The 24,771-nt window shown below is 53.0% G+C and carries 21 protein-coding genes and 1 pseudogene; 5 read left to right on the top strand and 17 right to left on the bottom strand.

Translation table 11 applies throughout. The annotated features are described in order from the left end of the window. Window positions 1-49: 49 nt before the first annotated feature. On the bottom strand, window positions 50-700 hold the full coding sequence (locus ACK5LI_RS16015) for an HAD family hydrolase (protein WP_416951215.1): 651 nt from the start codon (window positions 698-700) through the stop codon (window positions 50-52). A 73-nt stretch (window positions 701-773) separates the two neighbouring features. Between ACK5LI_RS16015 and ACK5LI_RS16010 the strand changes: the two genes are divergently transcribed. The 3 genes from ACK5LI_RS16010 (at window position 774) to ACK5LI_RS16000 (ending at window position 2,842) form a co-directional block, all read left to right on the top strand. Continuing rightward, a complete protein-coding gene (locus tag ACK5LI_RS16010) occupies window positions 774-1,748 on the top strand; it encodes a YbgA family protein (protein WP_416951213.1) in 975 nt (324 codons plus the stop codon). Window positions 1,749-1,875: 127 nt separating this feature from the next. After that, entirely contained in the window at window positions 1,876-2,151 is a 276-nt protein-coding gene (locus tag ACK5LI_RS16005) for an HU family DNA-binding protein (protein ID WP_416951211.1), read from the top strand. 58 nt (window positions 2,152-2,209) lie between these two features. Beyond that, on the top strand, window positions 2,210-2,842 hold the full coding sequence (locus tag ACK5LI_RS16000; protein WP_416951209.1) for a chemotaxis protein CheD: 633 nt from the start codon (window positions 2,210-2,212) through the stop codon (window positions 2,840-2,842). A 100-nt stretch (window positions 2,843-2,942) separates the two neighbouring features. Here the strand turns inward: ACK5LI_RS16000 and ACK5LI_RS15995 are convergent, their stop codons facing one another. The 6 genes from ACK5LI_RS15995 to ACK5LI_RS15970 form a co-directional block, all read right to left on the bottom strand. Beyond that, on the bottom strand, window positions 2,943-3,209 hold the full coding sequence (locus ACK5LI_RS15995; protein WP_416951207.1) for a hypothetical protein: 267 nt from the start codon (window positions 3,207-3,209) through the stop codon (window positions 2,943-2,945). A gap of 145 nt (window positions 3,210-3,354) precedes the next feature. Continuing rightward, on the bottom strand, window positions 3,355-3,969 hold the full coding sequence (locus tag ACK5LI_RS15990; RefSeq protein ID WP_416951205.1) for a hypothetical protein: 615 nt from the start codon (window positions 3,967-3,969) through the stop codon (window positions 3,355-3,357). A gap of 2 nt (window positions 3,970-3,971) precedes the next feature. Next, the gene (locus tag ACK5LI_RS15985) at window positions 3,972-4,739 is read right to left on the bottom strand and encodes a hypothetical protein (protein WP_416951203.1); all 768 of its coding nucleotides are present in this window, start codon (window positions 4,737-4,739) and stop codon (window positions 3,972-3,974) included. A 297-nt stretch (window positions 4,740-5,036) separates the two neighbouring features. Further along, window positions 5,037-5,885, bottom strand: coding sequence for a split-Soret cytochrome c (locus tag ACK5LI_RS15980; RefSeq protein ID WP_416951201.1), 849 nt, complete (start codon window positions 5,883-5,885; stop codon window positions 5,037-5,039). 648 nt (window positions 5,886-6,533) lie between these two features. Further along, window positions 6,534-6,878 carry a DsrE family protein gene (locus ACK5LI_RS15975; protein ID WP_416951199.1) on the bottom strand — a complete coding sequence of 115 codons (345 nt, stop codon included), beginning with the start codon at window positions 6,876-6,878 and terminating at the stop codon, window positions 6,534-6,536. Window positions 6,879-7,095: 217 nt separating this feature from the next. Next, the gene (locus tag ACK5LI_RS15970; RefSeq protein ID WP_416951197.1) at window positions 7,096-9,807 is read right to left on the bottom strand and encodes a GNAT family N-acetyltransferase; all 2,712 of its coding nucleotides are present in this window, start codon (window positions 9,805-9,807) and stop codon (window positions 7,096-7,098) included. A gap of 241 nt (window positions 9,808-10,048) precedes the next feature. Between ACK5LI_RS15970 and acs the strand changes: the two genes are divergently transcribed. Both acs and ACK5LI_RS15960 read left to right on the top strand, forming a co-directional pair. Continuing rightward, window positions 10,049-12,034 (top strand): acetate--CoA ligase, encoded by a 1,986-nt coding sequence (gene acs, locus ACK5LI_RS15965; RefSeq protein ID WP_416951195.1) that lies wholly within the window; start codon window positions 10,049-10,051, stop codon window positions 12,032-12,034. A 363-nt stretch (window positions 12,035-12,397) separates the two neighbouring features. Then, window positions 12,398-13,516: a sensor histidine kinase gene (locus ACK5LI_RS15960; protein ID WP_416951193.1), complete on the top strand. Its 1,119-nt coding sequence runs from the start codon at window positions 12,398-12,400 to the stop codon at window positions 13,514-13,516. A gap of 281 nt (window positions 13,517-13,797) precedes the next feature. On the opposite strand, the gene cydB is transcribed toward ACK5LI_RS15960, so the two are convergent. From cydB to ACK5LI_RS15910, 10 genes and pseudogenes are all read right to left on the bottom strand, one after another. Further along, window positions 13,798-14,823 (bottom strand): cytochrome d ubiquinol oxidase subunit II, encoded by a 1,026-nt coding sequence (gene cydB, locus ACK5LI_RS15955; protein WP_416951191.1) that lies wholly within the window; start codon window positions 14,821-14,823, stop codon window positions 13,798-13,800. A gap of 46 nt (window positions 14,824-14,869) precedes the next feature. Then, window positions 14,870-16,174 (bottom strand): cytochrome ubiquinol oxidase subunit I, encoded by a 1,305-nt coding sequence (locus tag ACK5LI_RS15950; RefSeq protein ID WP_416951189.1) that lies wholly within the window; start codon window positions 16,172-16,174, stop codon window positions 14,870-14,872. A gap of 282 nt (window positions 16,175-16,456) precedes the next feature. Further along, the gene (locus tag ACK5LI_RS15945; RefSeq protein ID WP_416951235.1) at window positions 16,457-17,599 is read right to left on the bottom strand and encodes an iron-sulfur cluster carrier protein MrpORP; all 1,143 of its coding nucleotides are present in this window, start codon (window positions 17,597-17,599) and stop codon (window positions 16,457-16,459) included. 158 nt (window positions 17,600-17,757) lie between these two features. Beyond that, window positions 17,758-18,684 (bottom strand): ATP-binding protein, encoded by a 927-nt coding sequence (locus ACK5LI_RS15940; RefSeq protein ID WP_416951187.1) that lies wholly within the window; start codon window positions 18,682-18,684, stop codon window positions 17,758-17,760. Next, entirely contained in the window at window positions 18,681-19,724 is a 1,044-nt protein-coding gene (locus tag ACK5LI_RS15935) for a P-loop NTPase (protein ID WP_416951185.1), read from the bottom strand. The genes ACK5LI_RS15940 and ACK5LI_RS15935 overlap by 4 nt, the downstream gene beginning before the upstream one ends. A gap of 278 nt (window positions 19,725-20,002) precedes the next feature. After that, complete coding sequence (locus ACK5LI_RS15930) at window positions 20,003-20,350, bottom strand: hypothetical protein (RefSeq protein WP_416951183.1); 348 nt, start codon at window positions 20,348-20,350, stop codon at window positions 20,003-20,005. 31 nt (window positions 20,351-20,381) lie between these two features. Continuing rightward, complete coding sequence (locus ACK5LI_RS15925; RefSeq protein WP_416951181.1) at window positions 20,382-20,741, bottom strand: NifB/NifX family molybdenum-iron cluster-binding protein; 360 nt, start codon at window positions 20,739-20,741, stop codon at window positions 20,382-20,384. After that, window positions 20,741-21,121, bottom strand: a complete 381-nt coding sequence (locus ACK5LI_RS15920; protein ID WP_416951179.1) for a NifB/NifX family molybdenum-iron cluster-binding protein — start codon at window positions 21,119-21,121, stop codon at window positions 20,741-20,743. The genes ACK5LI_RS15925 and ACK5LI_RS15920 overlap by 1 nt, the downstream gene beginning before the upstream one ends. 741 nt (window positions 21,122-21,862) lie before the next feature. Then, window positions 21,863-23,014, bottom strand: a pseudogene (locus ACK5LI_RS15915) (sigma-54 interaction domain-containing protein); the annotation flags it as partial. 427 nt (window positions 23,015-23,441) lie between these two features. Continuing rightward, window positions 23,442-24,650: an FprA family A-type flavoprotein gene (locus ACK5LI_RS15910; RefSeq protein WP_416951177.1), complete on the bottom strand. Its 1,209-nt coding sequence runs from the start codon at window positions 24,648-24,650 to the stop codon at window positions 23,442-23,444. Window positions 24,651-24,771 lie beyond the last annotated feature (121 nt).

Here is a 24,771-nt window from a genome sequence, read left to right as displayed (position 1 = left end):
GAAAGGATGAAAGAATCGGTATGTCAATTCCCGGTAAAAAGCAAACAGGTTATCGGGCATCTGTTTCAAGGCGCAACACTGGCAGTACTTTTTTCATACCGTCACGAAATGTCGGATAACTTGTGTACAACAGGGTGTTCAGTCCGCGTGATGCGGCTCTGCCTATGTGACCCGCATTGTCATCAATAAATAATGCCCGTGCGGGTGCAACACCGCTTTTCCGGCAGATGAAATCAAAAAAATCCGGGTTACGTTTGTTGATTCCGATACGGAAAGAGTTGAACACAAGGTCAAAGCGCGCATAGATATGATGCAGTGCATCAAGCTCTTCCAGCCAGTTTGTCTGGTCGCTGGCAATTATGGCCCGTATTCCCATGCAGCGAACGGCATCAACGGCATCCAGCATGTATAAGCGTATCAGAAATCGTGAAAGAATTTCTTCCCGCAAATATTCGTCAGTGCCGTTGATGCCTGTTGCGTCTCTGAATTTTGTCCAGAAATCAGCTTCAGACATAGCACCGTTGACGTAGCCGTTGTTGTAACAGATGTTCACCGCGTGTTGCAGCGTGGCTTCAGGGTCCTTGCCGTAGCGTTTACCCAATGCATACAGGCCATTGACGAAGCCTTCTTCGGCGATTACGCCTCCGAAATCAAAAAATACAACGTCGATGTCATGAACGGTGGTATGCTCTGCGTGCATGTGGGGCATTCTCCCTGTCTGATTCTGTAAAATACCTTACACACATACTAACCAATAAGCAGGAAAGCGCAACATGTCTGAAAGGATACGTATAGGAATCAGTTCGTGCCTGCTGGGCAACCAAGTCCGGCATGATGGCGGACATAAGTTTGATTCGTATATTGTTAATGTTCTCGGGCGGTACCTTGAGTTTGTTCCTGTCTGTCCCGAGGTGGAATGCGGGTTGCCAACCCCGCGTGAGCCTATGCGTCTGGCTGGCGATGTTGATTCCCCCCGTCTGATGACCAGCAAAACATGGCAGGACAAGACGGATCAAATGCAGGACTGGGCAAGAAAGAAAGTCAGTGAGCTTGAATCTGAAGATTTGTGCGGTTTTATTTTTAAACGCGCGTCACCTTCTTCGGGGATGGAGCGGGTAAAGGTGTACCCATTTAAAAATCCGCAGGAAGAAAAAAATGTAGGAGCCCCTGTGTTAAAGGGGGTGGGAATTTTTGCCCGTGAGTTCATGGAGCGTTTTCCACTGCTGCCGGTGGAGGAAGAAGGGCGGCTGAACGATCCTTTGCTCCGTGAGAATTTTATCGAGCGTCTTTTTGTGGTTAAACGGTGGCGCGATGTTCTTGCAGGCGGTCTTACCGCTGGTGCGGTTGTTGAGTTTCACACTCGTCACAAGCTGCTTTTGCTTGCACATTCTCAGGAAAAATACCGGGAGATGGGCAGACTGGTTGCCGCGGTGAAAGAGTATGATCTGGATGATTTTCGCAAACTATATGAAGAAAAGTTGATGCAGACCCTTGCTGTCAAGCCTACTCCCCGAAAGCATGCGAATGTGCAGCAACATATAATGGGTTATTTTCGTAAGCAGCTGACGACGGATGAAAAACAGGAATTGCTGGAAGTTATCGAGCTGCACCGCACCCGTGTAGTGCCGCTTGTTGTTCCTGTAACTCTCTTGAATCATTACGTTCGCAAGTATGGCGAGCCATACCTTGCAGGCCAGTATTATCTTAACCCTCACCCGATAGAATTAAAGTTGCGCAATCATATTTAGGGTTATTACCTAAAAAAATATAAGCCATATCGCTTATAGTTTTGCTATCCTTCTTGTCATGAATACCTGAACCATGTATGTAACTTATACTGGTACTAGCGGTTTATTGACTCTTAGGAGGAGCCACGTGAACAAAAGCGAACTGGTGAAAATGCTGGCAGAGGAACACAACCTGTCTCAAGATGAAGCAGTAATGGTTGTTAATACTTTTTTCGATTCCGTGCGTGATGCACTGGTCGAAGGGGACAGGGTCGAAATTCGCGGTTTCGGTTCTTTCAAGGTCAAAGAATATAAGGGCTACGTCGGGCGCAACCCCAAAACTGGTGACAGTGTGAAAGTTGCTCCTAAACGGCTGCCTGTATTCCGCGCCGGCAAGGAAATGAAGGAACTGGTAAATCCGTAGTCAGCAAGCTTGCCGTGTTTTACATAGGGCAGCTCCTGACTGGTAAAAGGGGCCAGCTATGGCCGATACAGATGAAAGACAGGGTTGCAGGATGCAGAGCACGGCTTTGGCAAGACATGGTTTGCCTGATGCCTTGGCCGAGTGTGATTTGCCTCATGTGCATTTAAAAATCGGCGAGGGTATTGTTACCCGCAAGGCTTTGCTTATTTCCACGGTTCTCGGGTCGTGTGTCTCGGTGACTTTTTTTCATCGCGACTTACGGCTGGGCGGAATTTTTCATGCCATGCTTCCTAGCGTGGGTGACAGCTATTCTGTTCAGAATGATCCGTGTCGGTATGTCGATACTGCCATTGAAGCGGTATACGGCAACTTTGAAAAGCGCGGATTGAATCCGTCTGAAGTGGAAGTAAAGCTGTTCGGCGGCGCTTTCAGTATGGGCCTGAAAGAAGAATATCCGGACAGATGCGTAATCGACGTGGGCGGTCGCAATGTCAGCCGCGCACGGGAAGTCTTGGCAGATAAGGGCTTGATGATTATCGGAGAACAGGTGCAGGGCAGTCGCGGACGCAAGCTTCTGTTCAACACTGCAACGGGCGAGGTGTGGGTAAAGCTGCTCAGCAATCAGGCCAACTTGCAGGCCCGAAAGCAGGAAGCAAGAGCTCGGGCAGAAAATACCATTTCCTCAGAATAATATTTACCGGCCTGACCGCCGTGCGCCAATGCGCCGGATAAGACCAGAAAAAACACCCCGTGTTATACGGGGTGTTTTTTTGTCTTCAGTATGGGGTAGGCTAAATGATGTCGGACAAAATCCGCGTAAAACGGTCGCGCACTCCGGAGGCAATCTGACTTTGCGTTACATTGCGTCCACCAGCGTATACAGCCACGGTTGTTGATATTGACTGAGACGGCTTTATGGCTGTTTCTGTTTTGAGGGGCTCGGCGCTGCCGTCAAAGAGGATGGTGGATTTCCCGTGCTTTTTTTTGTGCTGCATGGTCTGAACAATGATCATGGCGGCGACTACATATGTGTTGTCTGAAACGTGCGAGCCAAGCACCGCACCTGCGAAATCACCTGCTATGGTGCCGACAAATGCTCCTGAACTCTGATGCGGCGCGTATCCCGCAAGACCTCCGGCGGTTGCGCCCCGCAGCCCTAATGGAGTTGCGTTTGTATGGGTACGCTGGTCGGAATTGTCACTGCTAATTGTACGGCGGTTTGAATATCAAACGTGCTGGAAAAAAATGTTTCCGGTGTAAATCGACGAGATAGTACTGGACGGTGGCAGAACGGTTCGACTCCATCTCCAGACGTGTGGCCGTATAGTTTTTTACAACGGGCGTTTCAATGTAGGGTGGAATTTCCTTCAGCCTTTCATAGGCTTCTTCCGGTGTTACGTCATTCGTTGTGCCCAGAGCATCGGCCAGTGCCATGGTCAGCGGGGCAAACGTATATAATCCTCTGGAACGGCCCTGTTTGGCTTTCAGCCTGTCAATTTCGATTATTGCCTTCAGATATTCAGGATGTTCTTCTTTCTTGTAACCGGTGATGACGGAAGAAGTGATCCCCTTGGCGTCATAAATGTCACGGCGAATTGCAGCGCTGCTGACGTTTATAATGCACAGGTACCGCGATTGTCTCTGGCTGCCGGAGGCAAGTGCAGGCTCCAGATGTTCACTGCGGATGCTGAACGGAAGGTCAGATTCTATGGCAATGGGAAATTCGATTTGTCCATGTTTGAGCAGTGTCGGCTGGTTACCTGTACAAATGTGAGGGAGATGTCTTCCGGTGCGGCATGTGTAAAGCCTGCCTGCCACGTTTACATAAACGCTTGCAACTTTTCTTTGAAGCTGGCTTTGCTGGCAGGCTTTGGAAGAAGCGAATTGTAGTGCAGGCTTGCAGGCTTGTTTGGAACATCAGACGGCAGAAAAGAGCCGTAGGTGGCGTGGGATGTGGCAAGAGCCGGTGCCGGAGCACTTTTCAGCCGTTGCAAAAGGTCAGGCTTTATCTGCTGCAGAAACAAAGGGGCATCAATGTCTACAGGGTATACGTCAAAGAATGACGCTGCCGCGTCCAGAGGGTATGCGGCAAAAACCTCGGCAGTATACACCGTTATCTGCTGGCTGAGGCCTGAAGATTGCTTTTGAAGTGCCATTGCAGTGCCGGAATCGTACTGTGGTAAGGATAGGATAGTATGCGTCTGTAATTGCAGTAGAGCTGTTCGGGCGTTTTCGGCTATGGCTTTTATGGCAGGCCATCCATGCGCAGGCACAGGCCAGACTGTACCGGCCAGCTGAGTGCGCGCTTCTTCGGCTGGTGTTACAACCACAGGCCGGAGACCCGCGGCCAGAGCATTCATTGCAGCTTGAACTTCAGGTTCGTGTGGCTGAGCAGTAATGACGGATTGCTGGTTGTTGAACAGGTGTGAAGCTTTGATAAACTTCCCTGTCTGTATCAGATCTGCAAGGTGTTCTGCAGGCGTAAAAAATGGTGAGTAGGCTTGATTACCTGTGCGGTCTGATGCCGTCTGGCAGCCGGCCATCAGCAACATGCAAAGGCATAGAAAAGCCGGAATCGTGTGCCTCATGCCATCCCCCCGTTTTCTGCACGTGTTCTTCGTGTTGAAAAATTTCAATATGGGTAGATGATTAGGCTGATGATGCAAATGCCTGTATCGGTAATCGCGTTCGGGGTGCATTAAAAAGCCCGTCCGGTGAAGCGGACGGGCTTTATAACTGGCAGTGGGCTTGCCAGAGGCTGTGCACGGGCCGTCAGAAGGGCACGGCTATGAGGAAGGAGTTGCCAGTAACCGTCACTGCCATTGGACGGTTCGGGGTGTCTGGCATCATGCGCTTTGACTTTTAGCCGGCCGTGACCTGCCTGATTAGGGATGGTCTTTATATTTGTTCTGGGTGTGTTCGGTGCCGGAGTGGCAGGGAGCACAGTCCATTTTGCCTTTCGCAATGGGAGACTCTTTGCCGGAGCCGTGGCAGCTGTTGCAGTATTCAACCGATTCAGGGTTTTTGTACTGCTTTACAAACGCACCGGTAATCTTGGCGTTCATAATTTCAACTGCCATTTTAGAAACGTCAGCAGTGATGCGTGCGCAACGTTCGCTGCGCTCTTTGCTCTTGTCTGCAAAGCCGGTTTCGTAACACCACTTGCTTACAGAAATATGGCACAGGGGAGAGTTGGCGATGCTGGTGGGCAGGTCGCCTGCAACACCCTTGGCAGCGGGGCCGGGGTTGTAAATGGGGAACGCGGTCTGTTCGTACCAGCGGTACAGGTCGTTTACCATGGCGTCGCGTTCTTTGCGGCCCCAGAAAAGTGCATATGCACTGGCGGCGCCAAGCAGTGCGCCACAGATGGTCGCCCATCCGGAAATGCCGCTTTTGCCGACTTCAAGCATGCTGAAGGGGAACTGATTGTAGGGTGCACCGTGTTTTTCCGCCATCACGCCGACGATGCTGTAAAATACGCCGTAACCACAGCCGTATCCTTTGTGCCAGTAACCATCATATGCTACTGCCGCACATTCTGCAGGATCAAGAACATGTGCCTTCCAGCCGAAGGGCTGTTCTTCAAACTGAAAACGTGCAGCGGCACCGGGTGCTGCGGCGTGTGCCTGATTGGTCATGCCGGCTCCGGTTACGATTGCTCCACCTGCAACAGCTCCTGCTACAAGGCTTCCCCCTACTACGCCAAGAGCTTTACGACGGCTCATAATGGTCATGATGAATCTCCCTTTATTCAGCATGCGCGCCAAGAGTTTTGATGTGCGTGCATTAGAAATGTTGTGAAATGCACATGTGCAACGGACGTGCCAGTTTGTACGTTTTTTTCACAAGACTTATAAAACAAAGGGTTAGTGTGTGCTGACCCGTGGTAGAGGGACTTTGGCTAGTGTTTCTTGTGCATAGTTTGACTTGCACATGTAAACTTGTGTTTGCAAATTTAAAAAATTGCGTGTCTGAAAATGTACAGAACAGACTGTTTTAATAGAAGGAGTGCAGGCGATGAATCGAAAAAGGACATTTTCTGGGTAAAAACTGCAATCTTTTGTTTGCAGTTGTGCTGTCGTCATTGATTGCTGATTGTGAAAAAAATAATCTGGTGGTGTGATTGTTTTGGCTTATCTTAAAACTACTGTGCAGGGCGCAAACTAGTGCATGATTTGCCGGAATATGTAGCTTATGTGGTTTGTTGAAAAAAATGTGTCTTGTATAATGGTAAGGTAAGAAGGAAATAGTATGCACACGTGCTGATGTACTGCTGTGGAAGTATTAAAACCATGAGCAGTGCAGAGTTGGAATACTTGTAAAGTAAAATGCAGCTGCGAAATTATATATTTCGCAGCTGCATGAGTTTTTTTAGAGGCGTGTTAAAAAGTCAGCTGTGACCATCCGGTCTGGATCATATGGGTTACAGGTTCACCCACATATAATACATCAAGCCCTAAAGCTTCAAGGCGATCTGCCACACCATAGTTGTCAGCGCAGGCGCGGCAAGCCCATAGTTCCACTCCTGCATCACGCAGGCGTGGCAACTCTGCCTGTATGGTAGGGTCTTCCGCCAGCAGTCTTGCACTGGGACCCCATGCGATGATGCGGACTTCATCCCACCATCCTTTGGGGCGGCTGTTGCCGCCGTACATAAATACCAGATTATGAGCGACTTCAGGGTCGCTGCTGCTCCAGATGATAAAGAGTTTCCGGCCGGTGCTCATATGTGTGTCTCCACGGCGGCAAACCGTTGTCTTACAGGGATCTTGTCAGGCCGTTTGTTCAGGTCCGCTTGCACCTGACAGGCAGAAGTCCCGCTATGTTTTCACACCTGCCCCTTCTGGGTTGCCTGACTTTGCGCTACGTTCTTTCCGGTTCAGGCGCGGTGTATATGCTGTTGTGCCAATTAGCTGGTGCAAAGGTAATGCGCTTCGCTCACGGTCAGCACGTGTGTTTTGCTTCCTGCGTTTCAGCGTTATCCAGCATCATATCAAAGTGGAAGATGTCATCGTCAAAGTCTTTGGTAACTTCAAAGCCGAGAGTGCGCGCAAGTTCGATCATTCCCTTATTGTCAGCCAAAGCTTCGCCAATGATGCGTTCCGTTCCGCGCGACTTCAGATAACGGATGATTTTGTCCATAAGCAGCCTGCCAAGTCCCTGCCTTTTGAGGTCCGAGCGTACGGCAACTGCAAATTCTGCACGGGAGTTGTCCGGTGCAATCATGGCACGGGCAACGCCCAGCGTTTTGATTTCGCCCTCGGGTGATGGGCCTTTTGCGATAAAAGCCATCTCGCGGTCGTAGTCGATCTGGGTAAGCTTTACCATTTCAGCACGGGGCAGCGTTGCCACGTTGCCGAAAAAGCGGAAGCGCCTGTCCTGAGCGCTCATGTGCTCCAGAAACTCCCAGTGATCGGGTTCGTCTTCCGGCCTTATGGGGCGCAAGTCTACTATATCGCCGTTCACAAGGCGTGCACATTCTTCCTGTTCGCGCGGATACGGGCGAATGGCAAGCTGCTCTGCGCCTGTCGCCGTTGACCATGCAATGCGCACATGGGCATCAAGAGCAACCAGACCGTCTTCATCCACAAACAGAGGATTGATTTCCATCTCGAATATTTCAGGAATATCGATGATGAGCTGTGAAACCTTGACCAGAGTCAGTTTGATGGCTTCGGTGTCAACCAGCGGTTTGCCGGAGGCATCATGCAATCGTGTGGAAACACGTGTGCGCGAGATGGCCTCTCCGGCAAGGTTCATGTTCAGCGGGGGCAGCGCGGTACTGATGTCCTGCACAATGTCTGCTTCCGGCCCGCCCTGACCGAATCGGATAATGGGCCCGAATACAGGGTCGGTCGCGGTTTCTATAAGCAGTTCATGAGCATTGGCGCGGCGGCACATGCGCTGCACTGTGTATCCGTTAATGCGTGCAGAAGGTATCTGGATGCGCAGCCGTTGCATCATGGCGGATGCAGCTTCCAGCACGTCGCCGTCGGATTCCAGATCAAGCGCGACACCGCCTGCCAGCGTTTTTCTGCGGATGTCCGGCGATTCCACTTTAAGGGCTACGGGGTAGCCCATTTCTTCTGCGGCGCGTACTGCGGCATGGACATCCGGTACTGTTCGAGTCTCCGGTATGGTGATGCCGTAGGCTTGCAGAATGGATGTTGTTTCGGCAACGGTCAGCACCTGTCGGTGCTCATCAAGTGCTTCATTGATAACCAGACGGGCTTTGGAAACATCGGGTTTGAAATTTTCCGGCAGCGACGGGGGCGCTTCTACCAGCATTTCCTGATTTCGCCTGTACTGAACAAGGTTAAGGAATGCCCGCACTGCATTATCAGGCGTAAAAAATGAAGGCAGTCCTGCCTTGCGGAATGTTTCACGCGCTTCTGCGGCATCGTCGATACCTAGCCAGCTGGTAAGCACAACTTTTTTAGTTTTTTTGCAGGCTGCGGCTACGCTTTCGGCCACGGAACCGCTGTTGGCGTAAATGCTGGGCACGTGCATCACCAGTACCGCATCCAGACTTTTGTCTTTAAGCAGCACCTTGAGCGTTCGCGCGTACATATCGCCGTCTGCACCGCTTTTGATGACAAGGGGGTTCCAGTATGACCAGTCGCCGCGCAACTCGTTATCCAGCACCTGACAGGAGTCTTCGCTTAAATCCGCCAGCTTGCCGCCGCCGGCCAGCAAAGTATCGGTAGCCAGAAATCCCGGGCCACCCCCGTTGGTAAGAATAGCCAGCCTGTCGCCTTTCAACGGGGTGGAGCGGGCCAGTGTTTCCACCGTGTCAAACAAGCTGTCGATATCAAATACGCGCAGCATACCCGCGCGGCGAAATGCGGTGTCATAAACGTCATCGGAGCCCAGCGGCAGGCCGGAATGCGCTGCCGCTGCACTGGCTGCGGCTTCTGATTTGCCGGACTTCATGACCAGCACAGGTTTGTTGCGGGCAAGGGCCCGCGCGGCAGACATAAACTGGCGCGCAGCTGTGATCGTTTCCAGATACAGAAGTACGGCGCGGGTGTTCGGATCGTTGTTCAGGTAGTCCAGCATGTCGGCAAAGTTTATGTCGTACCTGTCTCCGAGAGAAATAAAGTGCGAAAAACCGATGCCTTTGGACGTTGCCCAGTCCAAAACCGATGTGAAGAGCGAGTCTGACTGGGAGACAAACGCGATTTTGCCGGGCAGTGCTTCGCGGTGTGCAAGGCTGGCATTGATGCCGATGGAAGGGTTTATAAATCCTAGGCAGTTAGGGCCAAGCACGCGCATTCCGTGCGCCTTGGCTATATCCATAAGCGTTGTGCGCTGTACTTCGCGCTTGTCTCTGTCAAAGCGGAAGAAACCATGTGAAAGCAGCACGACAGCCTGCGTACCGCGTTTGCCGAGTTCCGCAAGATAAAAAGGAGTGCGCTCCGCATCGCTGCAGATGACAGCCAGATCGGGCGTGATGGGCAGCGTATCGATTTCGCTGTAACTTTCCATACCCATGACCGGTTCACGGGTTTCGTTCACGGGAATTACCGGCCCGAGGAAAGAACCCTTGAGCAGGTTTTCCATGACAATCCGGCCCGGTTCACCGGGGCTGTCGGTTGCGCCTATGACCGCAACAGACGTGGGTTTGAACATCTGCTCCAGAACGGAAGAATTCACATCACACCCCGCGCTTATAGAAGGTTGAACCGTTGGTGGCTATGTACGTGCCACTCACGGAACATATTTTCACGGTGAAAGGCATAAAGTCAATTTGAACGGACAGAATCGACCGTTCACCGAAAATCAGGCGTATCGGTCTTCGCATGACTTTTGATGCAGTGTATACAAAAAACTATCCGTAAGCATCTTCCGTTTGGAAGGGAGAAAGAAATCCGCCGTCAGGCAGAAGGAGAACCGTATGAGCCAGACAAATATTGAAAGCATGCTGGATGAAAAGCGACATTTCGAACCACCTTTTGCCGGACGTGAGACCGCGCATGTGCGCAGTATTGAAGAATATCAGGCGCTGTACAAGCAGGCGGACGAAGACCCTGAAGGCTTCTGGGGAAAGCGCGCCACAGATCTGCTGGACTGGTTTCAGCCATTTGACCGTGTGCTGGATGCAGACATGCACAAGCCAGATATTAAATGGTTTACCGGCGGCAAGCTGAATGTTTCGTATAACTGTATCGACAGACACCTGACGCGTGGCAGGCGCAATAAGGCTGCAATTATCTGGCAGGGCGAGCCGGAAGAAGATGTGAAAGTCTATACCTACCAGATGCTGCATGACGAAGTGTGCCGCTTTGCCTCCGTGCTGCGCCAGATGGGCGTAAAAAAAGGCGACCGTGTTGCCTTGTATATGCCCATGATTCCGGAACTTGCGTTTGCCATGCTGGCTTGTACCCGCCTTGGGGCAATTCATTCTGTTGTTTTTGCAGGTTTTTCTGCTGTCAGTTTGCAGAACCGCATTCAGGACTGTGAAGCAAAAGTGCTGGTAACTGCCGATGCCGTTCTGCGTGCGGGGCGTAAGATTCCGCTTAAGCCCAATGTTGACGAAGCGTTGAAGCAATGCCCCAGCGTTGAAAAGTGCATCGTGGCACGCCGCGGCGGGTTGGATATTGAAATGCAGGAAGGCCGCGACCTGTGGTGGCACGAGCTTGCATCTGACCCTGAACTTGATGTGCTTTGCCCCTGCGAAGAGATGGATGCGGAAGATCCGCTGTTTATTCTGTACACCAGCGGCTCAACCGGAAAGCCCAAAGGCGTCGTGCATACAACCGGCGGCTACCTGACATACGCCGCGCACTCCACGCAGTGGGTTTTTGATTTGCACGATGATGATGTGTACTGGTGCACCGCCGATGCAGGCTGGATTACCGGTCACTCTTATATCGTATACGGCCCTCTGGCGCTGGGCGGAACATCGCTGATGTTTGAAGGCGTACCCACGTGGCCGTCACCTGACAGGTTCTGGCGCATTGTTGAAAAGTTCCGAGTAAATATTTTTTATACCGCACCTACTGTTGTGCGTTCGCTGATGCGCGAAGGCGTTGACTGGGTGCAAAAGCATGATCTTTCTTCGCTGCGCGTACTCGGCTCGGTTGGTGAGCCCATCAACCCCGAAGCATGGATGTGGTACCACGACCATATCGGTGGCGGTAAGCTGCCTATCGTTGATACATGGTGGCAGACGGAAACAGGCGGCATTATGATTTCTGCTTTGCCGTACGCGACAACGCTTAAGCCGGGTTCGGCTACGTTCCCGCTGCCCGGTATCGATGCCGCCGTAGTAAACGCGGAAGGCCAGCCGGTGGGCGACAACGAAGGCGGTTATCTTGTCGTTCGTAAGCCGTGGCCCGGCATGCTGCGGGGTGTGTACGGCGACCCTGAGCGTTATCGCCAGACTTACTTCGAGCGCTTTTCCGGTATGTACGAATCCGGTGACGGCGCAAGAAGAGACGACGAAGGCTACATCTGGGTTATGGGACGCCTTGATGACGTTATTAACGTATCCGGTCACCGTATGGGCACGGCAGAAGTTGAATCCGCACTGGTTGCACACCCTGCTGTTGCAGAAGCCGCTGTAGTCGGCATGCCGCACGCCGTGAAGGGCGAAGCGATTTATGCGTATGTTACGCTGTCTGCCGATGAAGAAGAATCTGAAGAGCTGCGCGCAGAACTGCGCACTTGGGTGCGTAAGGAAATCGGCCCTATTGCCACACCGGAAGTGATCCAGTTTGCCGATGGTCTGCCCAAGACCCGCAGTGGTAAAATTATGCGGCGCATCCTGCGCAAGATTGCCTCGGGTGTAACGAATGAGTTCGGTGATACTTCCACCTTGTCTGATCCCGGCGTAATCACCGACCTGATTGACGGTCGTCTGGAGCTGACTGGAAGATAAAAATAAGCCCGCCGTCTGCTTTGCAGGCAGGCGGGCTTTTTACGCCAGCCTCGCATCGTGCCGCGATAATCCTTTGGAATATGCGGAAGCAGGCACAGCAGAAAAATTATTCAGAGAGTTCGTCCGGCGAAGATGATTCTGTCCTTTTGTTGACGACGAATTACAGCCTTTTACAGCCTTATCCCCTCTGGTCACTGGCCCGCAGCAGAACGCTGCGGGCCTTTCTGTGTTTCAGGGGACGTAGCGCAAGGGTTTTGTGACGAGTGTGAGTTTTCTGCTGGCTGCTGTATTACTCACCAGAGGTGTGGTACAATGAAGAACGCTTTTCACCTGCTGTACCCATAACATTTCCGGAGGAAGCTCGTGCTGCCTGCCAACCCGCTGCTTATAGAAACCATTCTGGCCCGCATGCCTGTGGGAGTTATGATTATTGGTGCAGACGGCAATATTGCCCAGACAAATCCTGCGCTTACCGGAATGCTGGGTATCCCTATGCACGAAATGTTGGGTAAGGGGTGGGCAGAGCTGTTTATGGCAGAGGGCAATAACCTTGAATTTAATCAGGTGATTGTGGATGTTATCCATAAGGAGCTTGAGTTTCTCAGCCGGTCTGTCGCGTATGTTGACCCTGCGGGTACAGAGCGTGAACTGGGGATATTGTCCTGCTTTATCAAGCAGAGTGATGAAGTGGCCGGCATTGTGTTGTTGTTTCAGGATGTGACAGAGCTTGCCCGTATGCATGCCGCAGAACGGCATATGTTTAAGGAAATGCTGCGGCTTGAGAGGGAACGTGAAGAAGGGCTGCGCATTCTTGCCAGCGCTGTGGCACATCAGGTGCGTAATCCGAATACTGTTATCGGCGGCGTGGCTGGAATGCTGCAACGCCAGTATGCCGAGGATGCTCCCCTCAGCCGTATGCTTGATGTCATAAGGCAGGAAACGTTCCGGCTGGAAGCTATGGTGACAGAAGTTTCATCGTTTGCCGCCATTTCCGCTTCCGAACCGCAACTCATTCATTGGGATAGCTTTCTGGAAAGCTGGGCTGCTGCCAGGAGGGTGCAGTCCGGCGAGGCGCATATTGAAGTAAGGGGCAACGGGATGCAGTCCGTAGTCTTCGTTGACCTGCTGACTCTGGTTCTGGATGAACTGTACGATAATGCCCGAAGGTTTGCCACTACAGACAGGGGGCTTCTGGTAAAGCTGGATGTCGTAGAAGAAGGGGGCTGGGCTGCATTGTATATGCAGGATAACGGTAAAGGACTTGATCTGACCACGTTGCCGTTTTTATTTGATCCGTTTTTTACGTCGCGCAGTGACGGTGTGGGCATGGGCCTGTGCAAGGTGCGCCGGTGTATGATGGTTCACGGTGGCACTATCGAGGCAGGCAATGTACCGCAGGGCGGGGCACGGTTTATCATGCGGTTTCCACCGCGCACTCTGGAGCTGCAAGCAGGTCCAAAGAGTACTGAAAGCCACACTTAACCCGGCAGCAGGGCGGCATTATGTCCGTTCCGGAGTCATGTTGTTTACGGCAGCTGAGTGGTGTTAACCGGCAAGCCGTATAGCCTTTACAGTCTGTCCAGCAGCGTAGACGTGCGCAGACTGCTATGATGAAAGCATGGCGCGTGGTACTGGTGTTATATTGTTTTGCTGCAAATCGGGTATATGTTTTTTCAGGTTTATTTTGGATGCTGTTTTACAGCTATAGCTTTTGGCAGAAAAAAAGCCCCGCGGAAATTCCGCGGGGCTTTGCTTGTCGGTGCTTAGTAAGCGTGGGGGGATTCGAGGTCTTTGTCGGTGATCTTGAAGGAGAACACCGAGAACACCCATGCCTGATAACCGATAACAATCGGCACACAGGAAAGGGATACACCCAGCATGATTTTGAGGGTTAATGCGCTGGACGCTGCATTTGCAATGGTAACGCTGAAAGCGGGGTCGATGCTGGACGGAACGAGTGCGGGGTACATGCCCAGCACGCCGAACATCGTAACGCATACGATGGTTATGGAGCTGCAAACCCAGGCCATGCCTGCGGATTCTCCGTGGATGAAGAATCTGGTGGTCACCAGCATTGCCACTGCAAGGAACAGAATGGCCAGCAGCGGCGGGAAGGTGAAGTAGTTGCTGTACAGATTGGTATAAACACCGGTAGCAGCAAGGAAGGCCACTGCTGCAGCCAGCAGGTACGGCCACAAGCCGCGGGCGGTGGCAATGGCACGGTCATGAATCGTGCCCGAAGACTTGACAGCAAGCCACAGAGCGCCGTGAACGGAAAACATCAGTACAAACAATACGCCGCCCAGCAGACCATAGGGGTTCAGCAGGGTGAACAGAGTGCCCTGATATACGCCGTCGGCGTCGATGGGGATGCCCATGAACAGGTTGGCAAAAGCCACACCCAGCAGCAAAGCGGGAACAAAGCTGCCAAGGAACTGGAACACATCCCATACCTTGCGCCATGCGTCAGAGTCGATTTTGTTACGGAACTCAAACGATACAGCGCGGAATATAAGAGCGAACAGCAGAATAAGCAGCGGCGCGTACAGTGCGCTGAACATTACTGCATACGCCTTGGGGAAAGCGGCAAAAGTAACGCCGCCAGCGGTAATCAGCCATACTTCGTTGCCATCCCAGAAGGGACCGGCAGCATTATAGATGGTGCGTCTTTCGGTTTCATTCTTGGTAATGAAGGGCAGCAGCGTACCCATGCCGAGGTCGAACCCGTCAAGCATGAAGTAGATGGCCCAGAGAACGCCCCAGATAACAAACCATGTGGTTTCCAACATACTATAATTCCTCTGGTGTACTTGTTCTTCAGGTTATCCGTTCAGCCTAGGCGGACTGAGGACCTTTCTTTGCGTATTTCTTCAGCAGGTAGATATCGAGGATACCCAGAATGGAGTAGACCACGACAAAGGCGATGACAGATGTTGCCACCGACTCTACCGGCACGGGTGAAACCGCATCCGATGTGCGCATCATACCGTAAACAATCCACGGCTGACGGCCTACTTCAGCTACGTTCCAGCCTGCCATGATGGTGATGTACGGCAGCGGAATGGTGTAGATGAGCGACTTCAGAAGCCACGGTTTTTCTTCCAGCTTGTTGCGCCACAACCATGCAAGGCCTGCAAGGATGGGGAACAAAGTGCCGAGACCGACCATCAGACGGAACGAAAGGAAGGTCAGCAGAACAGGCGGCCGGTCTTCTTTGGGGAAGTCTTTCAGGCCGACAACTTCTGCGTTGGGATCGTTGAACGCCAGCAGAGACAGCACGTTGGGAATGCCGAAGGCCTGAATGGCGTTACCTTCGTTTTCCTCATCAGGTACTACCAGCAGGTACATGGGAGCACCGGACTGGGTTTCCCAGTGGGATTCCATGGCGGCAAGCTTTGCAGGCTGCAGTTTTGCTACCGTGTTACCGTGGTTGTGCCCCTGAACGGCCACCAGCACGGCAAAGATAAGAGCGAAAACAGCACCCAGACGGAACGAACGGTTGAAGAAATCAAGCTCGTTCTTGCGCAGGATGTGCCATGCGGAAACGCCCAGCACAAAGAAGCCTGCAAGCATCCACGCTGCAAAAATGGTGTGGAAGTACTGGCCCCATGCAAAAACGTTGGTCAGCACTTCGTAAAAACTGTCGAGTTCTGCGCGGCCGTTGCGCAGTACGTAGCCCACGGGGTTCTGCATCCAGCCGTTGGCCAGAATGATCCACAGGGCAGAGATGTTGCTTGCTACGGCAACAGCCCAGATGGCGAAAAGGTGAACTCTTTTAGATACCTTGTCCCACCCGAAGTGCCATACTGCAAGGAAGGTTGATTCAAGGAAGAACGCCACCGTGGCTTCAATGGCAAGCAGAGACCCGAAGATGTCACCGACATATTCGGAGTAACGCGACCAGTTGGTGCCGAACTGGAATTCCAGTGTGATACCGGTGACAACGCCGAGTGCAAAGTTGATGAGGAACAACTTGCCCCAGAATTTGGCCATACGCTTGTATACTTCGTTGCCGGTGCGCACGTACTGGGTTTCCATGATGGCAATCATCACAGACAGGCCGAGCGTAAGCGGTACGAAGATAAAATGGAAAAAGACGGCTATGGCAAATTGCAGCCGTGACAGCAGGACGACATCCATACGGTCCCCCTTTTGCGGTTACGGATCGTGGCGTTAGCCGGAACCGCTCAGGTTAAAGGTGTAAATAATCAGCTCCTGAGGAGCAAACGAGCTCTCAATTAAAAAAAGTTATTATTAGTAAAAGTCTACCCTTGCAAGCCTTTTAATAAAAAAACTTACAGGTTTCTCCGGCTCAAGGCCAGAGATAACTTTTGTAGTTATAACAAGTTTTTTAAAAAGTGGTAACAAAAAAAGTGACCGCGAGGGTCACTTTTTAATTTTGTCATATGCTGAGCGTACAGTCTAATGATCGCAGGTGTTTGCTCCTGCTGTAAGCGTGCCTTGCATCCATGCGCTTACCACCTCGTCCGGAGTGCCGCCCTGAATGCCGGTTACCACGTTTATGCCATGCCCTGTAAACAGGGACTGTGCTCTGGCTCCCATACCACCGGCCAGAACCATGTGGACTCCCTGCTCGGAGAGGAATCTGGGCAATACTCCGGGCTCATGCGGGGGCGGGGTGACATTGACTGTTTCCAGCACCGTTTTTGCGGCGGTGTCTGCGGTAACAATGGCAAACTGTTCGCAATGGCCGAAGTGCTGGCACAGGCTGCCGTTTGCCAGAGGAAGCGCAATACGCAACTGCCCGTTTACCTCCGGTGCGGGAACAACTCCCGTTTTTTCCTGAAGGGTACCGGCATGAGCCAGCAGCGGCTTTACTACACGACCGATGGCATCCGCCACAGGGCTTTCAGGCTGAGCCTGAACAAACACCAGCCCTTTATCGCCGCAACGGCTCATCTGTGCAGTGGCAGGCACGGCGCCAAGGAATGGAATGTTCATCTCTTTTGCCAGTTCTTCGCCGCCGCCTTTACCGAACAGCGGTTCAATGTGTTCGCACTGCGGGCACATAAAACCGCTCATGTTTTCCACAAGACCGGCAACGGGGTTGCCCAGTTCGCGGCAGAATCCGATGGAGCGACGTACGTCGTCAATGGCGACTGCCTGCGGGGTGGTTACGATGACCGCGCGCGCATCCTGCCCCAGCAGCTGCATAACGCTTAACGGTTCGTCGCCGGTGCCGGGAGGGCAGTCAACAACCAGAAAATCCAGTTCGCCCCATGCGACTTCTGAAAGCATCTGGCGGATAAAGCCCATCTTTACAGGGCCACGCCATATAACAGCCTGTTCCGGATCGGGGATGAAGAACCCGACGGACATGACACTGAGGTTGGCGTTCCACGGGACAGGCAGCAGAGCGCGCTCCTGCATTTGTATTTCAGCCTTGTCCAGACCAAGCAGGCGGGGAATGCTGGGGCCGTGTACGTCTACGTCCAGCAGCCCGACTTTCTGACCTGCCAGAGCCAGCGACACCGCAATATTGGCGGCGATGGTGCTTTTACCTACGCCACCCTTGCCGGACATCACGACAACTTTGTTGCGGATGTGCGAAAGCTAGTTTTCCAGTTTGATATCCTCTGGCGACTTACTGCTGTGGCAGCCGTCTGAGGTGCAGGTGTCACCGGAAGAGCATTTTCCGCTGGCAGCGCAGCTGCACGAACTACTCATGATTGTCTCCTTGCAATTGATAATTGAAAATCCGGTCAGCCCTGTATCTGGTTCATGGCAGGGATCAGGGGCTGGTGTCGGGGTGCGGGATGGTCCAGCAGGTTCAGCATGGCATCCCATAATGATTCAAAAACGTCATTCCAGCGATTCGGGTTGAATTCCGTAATACTTTGTCGGCTCAGCTGGGCCTTGGTCATATCTGATGTGTAGGGCAGTTCTGCCAGTACAGGAATGCCGTGGCTGCTGCACAGGGTTCGGATGGCCTCTGCTGTCTGGGGGTGTACGCCCGCTTTGTTCAACACACATGCTGCGGGCAGCTGAAAGTGTGCGGCAAGCTGTATCGTCCGCTCAAGGTCGTGCAGGGCAGAAACGGAAGGTTCTGTCACCAGCACGGCAAGGTCAGCGTTGTTCATGCTGGCAATGACAGGGCACCCGATACCCGGAGGGCCGTCGGTAAGCAGTACATCGACGTTTTTTTTGCGCGCAAGCACGGCTGATTCGCGGCGGACGGTTGTAACCAGTTTGCCGGAGTTTTCCTGTCCGATGCCCAGTGCCGCATGCACCATGCTTCCGTGGCGGGTGTCGGATATGTACCACTGTCCGCATTTGCGTTCAGACATGCCGACTGCCTGTGAAGGACAGACATGCAGACAGACGCCGCACCCTTCACAAAACTCAGGGCGCACTTCCCACACTGAATCCTCTATCAGGCGGATGGCGTCAAAGCGGCAATGGTCAGCGCATGAACCGCATTGCGAGCAAAGCAACGGGTCGATGGAAGCCAGCTGGCCCGAGTAAAAATCAATGGTGTCCAGCACATCCGGCTTAAGTATAAGATGCAGGTCGGCGGCATCCACATCGCAGTCAGCCAGCACTTTTGCGGGGCCTGTTGCCGCCAGTGCCGCAGTGACGGTCGTTTTGCCCGTGCCGCCTTTACCGCTGATGACTATTATTTCTTTCATGCCGGTTTCTCCTGCGTTGTAGAATCAGGACTGGTTTCTTTTGCATACCTTCCGGAAAGTTTTTGTAAGCCTATGCCTGCGTTGTCCGTATGGCCTGATGCTCCTCCAAGCTCATGACGGTCAGACGGGATTTCCTGACTTGCATGGTGCAGAATCCTACGTGACAGTTCATCGAAACGTTGCTCCATCCCCTCGACCGCATCAATGAGCAGGCCGCCTGATGATACGGCTTGCGCTGCTCGCACAGAGTGCGGAATGGTGCCCAGAAGCGGTATGTTTTGTTGCTTCAGGTATTCAAGAGCGCGGTTATCTCCCATCCCGTCACGGTTTATGATCACACCGAAAGGACGCTTCAACGTCCGCATGGTTTCAACCGCAAGGTTGAGGTCATGCAGGCCAAAAGGGGTGGGTTCCGTCACCAGTACGGTATAGTCTGCGTCCTCTACTGTAGAGATCATGGGGCACGACGTGCCGGGAGGGCTGTCCCAAAACGTGATGCTGTTTCTGATTGAGGCGGAAATGGCATGTGCCTGCTGCTTGACTTCGCGAATGAGCGGCGGAGCCATGGCTTCTGAAATGCGCATGCGCCCGGAAACCAGCGTAAGTGAGGTTGCGTTACCGGATTGATCTTTCGGAGATTGTGGTAGTTGCGGGGTGCGCATTTCCACCATGCCCACTGTGCGCGATGTCTCCGTAATGGCACCGGCTGGGCATATCATCATGCAAAGGCCGCAGCTGTGACACAGCTCGGAAAAAGGCATAACGCCCTTCATCCATGTAAGAGCGTTGAAGCGGCATTCCGTCACGCATTGGCGGCATGTTTCGCCAAGGCAGGCAGAAGCGTCTATCTGCGGAACAGGAATTGTGTGCGGCATGGTGCGCGCAGGCTCTGCAGACAGGAACAGATGAGCGTTAGGCTCTTCCACGTCGCAGTCTGCCAGAACAACGGGGTGTCCGGCACGTGCGACATGAACTGCCAGATTGACTGCAAGCGTCGTTTTACCTGTGCCGCCTTTACCGCTGGCAATGGCTATATACATAGTACTTTCCGTTGTGGCACCGAATGTGTCTTGGTGTAAAAGTTCGACATGGCTTACGCAGGACTTCAATAAGACCTCTGGTTGTGCCGGATTGAGCCGAGGCCTTATCTGAGCCTGAGCGGTGCTGATTTTTGTCTGTAAACGTGTTGCGGAGTTCTGCCATGTCGGGGCGGTGCAGAGCCTCTGCGGACAGGTCCCTGTTGCGTTTTCGGGTAAAGCATTCGGGAACGCATCGGGATAAAACATCCGGCTTCGCAAGACCTGTCTGCATAATGTTGTTATGTATCGCGGTTGTTGCCCCTGCGGCATTGACCGTTACCGTTGCCGAAAGGTCGCCCGACGTTATTATCGCCGCGTTGCATCGCCTGAAGGCGTCCGCGCCTCCGACCTAGTCCTGAGCTCTGTCCTGCGCCGCCTGCCCGTCTGCAGCCCGCTGTGTTCTCCGGGCCTTTAAATTGCCCTATGCCTTGCCCTTGACCATGTCTGCGCCCATGCCCTCTGTTCTGCGGCGTGGGGGCAAGCTGTTGTTGTACGGCTTCGTCCTGAACGGGCTCTGTTCCGGCGGTGATGCCACCTCTGAATCCCTGACGGCGTCCCATGCCTCGTGCATCAATGATGGTTGTCATGATGACCTCCGTGGTTGCGGTTTGCCAGTGGCTACCAATGTCCTTGTTTGTCTGCCTGATCTGCAGGTTTAAGCATGCCCTGTCTGAATGCTTCCAGCGCGTCGTTCACCGTGGGGCTGTCTGTCAGGTACACGGCAACCTGACCTTGCTGCAGAGCCTGAAATGCCTTGGGGCCGACATGTCCGGTGATAACGGCAGCCGCTCCCGTGTCAGCCACGTTCATGGCTGCCTGAATGCCTGCGCCTTGAGCCGCGTTCAGGTTTTGCGTGTTGTCTTTATAAGTGAATTCCCCCGTCTCGCTGTTAAACAGAACAAATCCGGCAGCTCTGCCGAAGCGGGGGTCAAGGTTGCTTTCCGGTGTGTTACCGGCTGCGCTGATGGCAATGATCATTACTTTCTCCTTTGAAGCTTGTGTGGTGCACCATGCCTGTTGCCTGCCTGAATGCGGGGGCAACCCGGCATAAGGTGTGCGCCAAGGCTGTTATTGCGCCATGCTGTAATGATGGTGGCCACGCTGCCGCAAAGCCACGGGACTACGGTAATGCCTTTTTGCATCAGCAGGTGTCTGTGGCAGCCGCATATGCCGCCACAAAGCAGATGGCTGACGTCAGCTCCGGCCAGAATGGAGGAGCGTTGGACAATATCCTGCGTAGGCAATGGGATTGTTCCGGCCGGAGCAATGACGTCACCGTAGGGGAGGAACAGGACACACTCGGGTGCCGATTCGAACAAGGCGGCTAACCGTGAGCCATAAACAGCAAGTGCAATCATACCAGTACATCGCGGCAACTATGCCGAGACGTGATTGTCGCAGCTGCGTGCCGTAGCATTCATAAGGCAGGAATGATGCCGTTGTTTTATATTTCTTTTATTTCAGCATGTTGATGCTGTTATACCGGTGGGGAAGAAGTACAGGGAAGTCAGCTAAGACGTAAAATACGCCTCATAAGGGCGCATTTTACGTCCTTATGAGGTAGGCGAGGGCGTATTTTACGCCTAGTCGGATTGGGCAAGGATGCGGCGCAACGTATCTTTGCTGATACCCAGCTCACGGCAGGCGGCCATGCGTTTGCCGTTGTTCCGGTGTAACGCTGCAAGTGCCAGTTGTTTTTTGGCGGCCCGCATCGTCAGCGGTCTGGGCATTGTGTGCGAGAGGGACCCGAATGGTGGCGGGCTTGCTTCTTGTAAGGGCTGGCCCCCTGCCTGTCCGTTGGATTGAAAAGTTGCTGCTTCGTCCGCGCCTGAATTCATAGCCGGATGGAAGGGGTTTTCTTTGTATGCAGTGTTGTCTGCATTGGCAGAGTAGCTGTTTTGCGACTTAAGCCCTGCGGGCGCATGTGCACCGACGGGTAAAGCCGGATGTTTAGAAATTTCAAAACCATCAGATAGACCGGCGGCATGATTCCCTTCAGACGAGTTGCGCTTTCGCGGATATACAGGCGTGTGGAAGCAGCCTGTTGTTGCAGGCTCACTGAAGTGTTGCAGTGTGGCAAGGGTATCATACCCGCAGCCTGGCTGCAGGTTTTCCGGCAGGTGTTCCATTTGTATGAAGCCGGAAGAACATAGAATAAAGGCATATTCGATAATATTTTCCAGCTCGCGCACGTTGCCGGAAAAGTCGTGGCGCATGAGCATGGCTAATACATCTTCTGAAAGCCCTTGTACCTGCTTGCCCTGAATGGTGTTGAAGCGTTGAACAAAGTGCGTTGTCAGCAGCGGAATATCGCTGCGGCGTTCACGTAGCGCCGGTAACTGTATGCGGGCTACGTTCAACCGGAAAAACAGGTCGCGGCGGAATGTTCCCTGTTCTACATGACGTTCCATATTTGTGTTGGTTGCAGCAATAATCCGCACATCTGCAACTTCCGAGGTGGTGCTGCCCAGCGGATCGAAGACTTTTTCCTGCAATACCCGTAATAGCTTAGCCTGCAGCGGCAGGGGCATATCGCCAATTTCATCCAGAAAAAGCGTACCGCCCCGTGCAAGGGCAATTTTTCCAGGTTTGTCTTTGCGGGCATCGGTAAATGCGCCTTTCTTGTAGCCGAAGAGTTCCGATTCCAGCAGCGAAGGTGGTAATGCCGCACAGTTGATGGCCACAAACGGCTTGCCGCTGCGTTCACTATGGTTATGCAGTGCTCGGGCGAATAGTTCCTTGCCGGTGCCTGATTCTCCGGTAAGCAAGACGGTGCTGCCGCTGCGTGCGACAGGCTGCAGAATGGAAAAGATGCGCGCAAGGGCAGGGCTTTTGCCTATGATGTCGTCTACACCATACTGCCCTTGCATCTCCTTACGCAGCAGAGTGACTTCTGAAAGGTCCCGAAAGGTTTCCACCCCGCCGATAAGCTGGCCGGAAGGGTTGCGTAACGGGGCAGCACTGATGGATATGGGGACCCGCGAACCGTTGCTGCGGACAATGAAAATAGATTTGCCTGAAAGACTGACGTCATGCTTCAGACATTCATCAAGGGCGCACTGGCCGTCACACAGGCTGGAGCGGAGTACTTCCCAGCACTTGCGCCCGATTGCTTCCTGAGCAGGAATGCCTGTTATGGACTCTGCAGCTGAATTGAAAAACGTGATGTTCCATTCCAAGTCTACGGTGAATACGCCGTCAGCAATGGACTGCATAATTGTTTCGCAAGGTATCGTCAGCTGGGAGGCCATGTCAGCTATCCTTGTGGGCAAGAATGTTGTGAGTGAGCGGTCGTTGACTCTGTTGTACGGGAAGAACGGGCAGGGGGGAAGGGGCAAGAGAATGGAGCGTGCAATGCCCCTTGCGGGACGTGCGGGTTAAGGGGACTGCCGCGTTATGAGCCGGATGCTGTCCGGACGTATCTGGCCAGTGGAAGAAAAATGATACGTAATAAGCGGGGTCAGAATGGAGAAGCGTCAGCCTTTACGCCCGATCAGACAGGCGGGTAGTGCTCTGCCGTGTTACCGTTGATGGGTACCCCCGAGAACATGTATTGCAGGTGTGCAGTAGTATGCGTTTTGGTCTTCAGGAGTCCCCGAGCCAGTGAGTATGTTCCTGAATAAAAAAAGCCCCTGCCTTGCAGCAGGGGCTTGATCATCAGCTAGCAGATGCGAGCGATTAGCCTTCGCACTTGGCTTTCAGGGCTACGCCGACAGCCTTGCCCAGATTATAGCATTCTTCGTAGGTTTCATGCTTGGGCACGTGTTTGCACTTTACGCCTTCTGCGGGAATCTCAAAGCCCATGTCTTCCAGCGCACCGGTGATGTTCTTCACGGATTCACCGGACCAGCCGAAGGAACCGAATGCTGCAGCAACCTTGTTCTGAGGACGCAGGCCTTTCATGTAGGTAAGCATTTTTGCCACGTTGGGCATGATGCCGTTGTTGTGGGTGGGCGAGCCTACAAGCACTGCGCCGCAGTCGGCCAGCTCGGTCATTACCGCGCTGTGGTGGTTGGCTTTCAGCCACATCAGGCGGGAAGAAATGCCTTCGGATTCCAGACCATCCGCAATGGCACGGGCCATTTTTTCGGTGGAGTGCCACATGGTGTCGTATACGATAACGGCACGCTTACCGGGCTTTTGCTCTGCAAATTTGCGGTATGTATCAAAAGCATACTGCACTTCTTCTTTACCGCGGAAGATAAGACCGTGGTCAGGAGCCAGCATGTCGATGTCCAGCTTCATCTCTGCCAGCATGTCCAGAGTCTTGATGACAATGGGCGAGAAGGGCAGCACGATGTTGTGGTAGTATTCCTTCATGGCGTGGGCCAGATAGGCACGGTCGATTTCGTCGGCAAAACGCTCGGTGCTGGCGATGTTCTGGCCGAAGGCGTCGTTGCAGATAAGCAGTTTGTCCTGAGGAATGTAAGACACCATGGAATCAGGCCAGTGCAGCATGCGGGTTTCCACAAAGTGGATGTCGCGCTTGCCGATGTTGATGGAGTCACCCGTTTTTACAACTTCAACAGGCCAGCCGGTGGTGTCGAAGTGGGCGTCCATGGAGCGCTTGCCCATGGGAGAGCAGAAAATTTTTTCAGGCTTGCAGCGCTCAATCAGTTCAGGCAGGCAGCCTGCGTGGTCGGGCTCAAGGTGGTTGCAGACGATGTAGTCGATTTTTTCCAGCTCAGTCACCTGCGACAGGCGGCAAAGCATGGTGGGCAGAAAACCTTCTTTTACGTTATCAAAGAGAACGGTTTTTTCGTCTTTAACTACATATGCGTTATATGTAGTACCCTGCGGAGACAGGGAATAACCGTGGAAGTCGCGGCTGTCGAAGTCCACAGCGCCTACCCAGAAAACGTCTTTTTTTATTTCTAGTGCTTTCATTGTTTATCCTGTAGTTATGTTGTGCTGCATATAATGCGCGCAGCGTGCGAATTTTCCTGACGCAGTCATAAAAAAAAAAGGCAGCACGGGCAAGGGCGCTGCAAAATGCGTTTGCTCAATC

The sequence above is a fragment of the Oleidesulfovibrio sp. genome (assembly GCF_047973035.1).
Taxonomy (GTDB): Bacteria; Desulfobacterota; Desulfovibrionia; order Desulfovibrionales; family Desulfovibrionaceae; genus Oleidesulfovibrio.
The sequence above is the reverse complement of the archived record's forward strand: the minus strand, read 5'-3'. Positions and strand labels throughout refer to the sequence as shown.

Excerpts from the sequence above, each read along its gene's own strand:
- ACK5LI_RS16015 (WP_416951215.1), bottom strand. The coding sequence starts at position 700 with ATGCACGCAGAGCATACCACCGTTCATGACATCGACGTTGTATTTTTT.
- ACK5LI_RS16010 (WP_416951213.1), top strand. The coding sequence starts at position 774 with ATGTCTGAAAGGATACGTATAGGAATCAGTTCGTGCCTGCTGGGCAAC.
- ACK5LI_RS16000 (WP_416951209.1), top strand. The coding sequence starts at position 2,210 with ATGGCCGATACAGATGAAAGACAGGGTTGCAGGATGCAGAGCACGGCT.
- ACK5LI_RS15985 (WP_416951203.1), bottom strand. The coding sequence starts at position 4,739 with ATGAGGCACACGATTCCGGCTTTTCTATGCCTTTGCATGTTGCTGATG.
- ACK5LI_RS15980 (WP_416951201.1), bottom strand. The coding sequence starts at position 5,885 with ATGACCATTATGAGCCGTCGTAAAGCTCTTGGCGTAGTAGGGGGAAGC.
- ACK5LI_RS15975 (WP_416951199.1), bottom strand. The coding sequence starts at position 6,878 with ATGAGCACCGGCCGGAAACTCTTTATCATCTGGAGCAGCAGCGACCCT.
- acs (WP_416951195.1), top strand. The coding sequence starts at position 10,049 with ATGAGCCAGACAAATATTGAAAGCATGCTGGATGAAAAGCGACATTTC.
- cydB (WP_416951191.1), bottom strand. The coding sequence starts at position 14,823 with ATGTTGGAAACCACATGGTTTGTTATCTGGGGCGTTCTCTGGGCCATC.
- ACK5LI_RS15950 (WP_416951189.1), bottom strand. The coding sequence starts at position 16,174 with ATGGATGTCGTCCTGCTGTCACGGCTGCAATTTGCCATAGCCGTCTTT.
- ACK5LI_RS15940 (WP_416951187.1), bottom strand. The coding sequence starts at position 18,684 with ATGAAAGAAATAATAGTCATCAGCGGTAAAGGCGGCACGGGCAAAACG.
- ACK5LI_RS15935 (WP_416951185.1), bottom strand. The coding sequence starts at position 19,724 with ATGTATATAGCCATTGCCAGCGGTAAAGGCGGCACAGGTAAAACGACG.
- ACK5LI_RS15930 (WP_416951183.1), bottom strand. The coding sequence starts at position 20,350 with ATGACAACCATCATTGATGCACGAGGCATGGGACGCCGTCAGGGATTC.
- ACK5LI_RS15925 (WP_416951181.1), bottom strand. The coding sequence starts at position 20,741 with ATGATCATTGCCATCAGCGCAGCCGGTAACACACCGGAAAGCAACCTT.
- ACK5LI_RS15920 (WP_416951179.1), bottom strand. The coding sequence starts at position 21,121 with ATGATTGCACTTGCTGTTTATGGCTCACGGTTAGCCGCCTTGTTCGAA.
- ACK5LI_RS15910 (WP_416951177.1), bottom strand. The coding sequence starts at position 24,650 with ATGAAAGCACTAGAAATAAAAAAAGACGTTTTCTGGGTAGGCGCTGTG.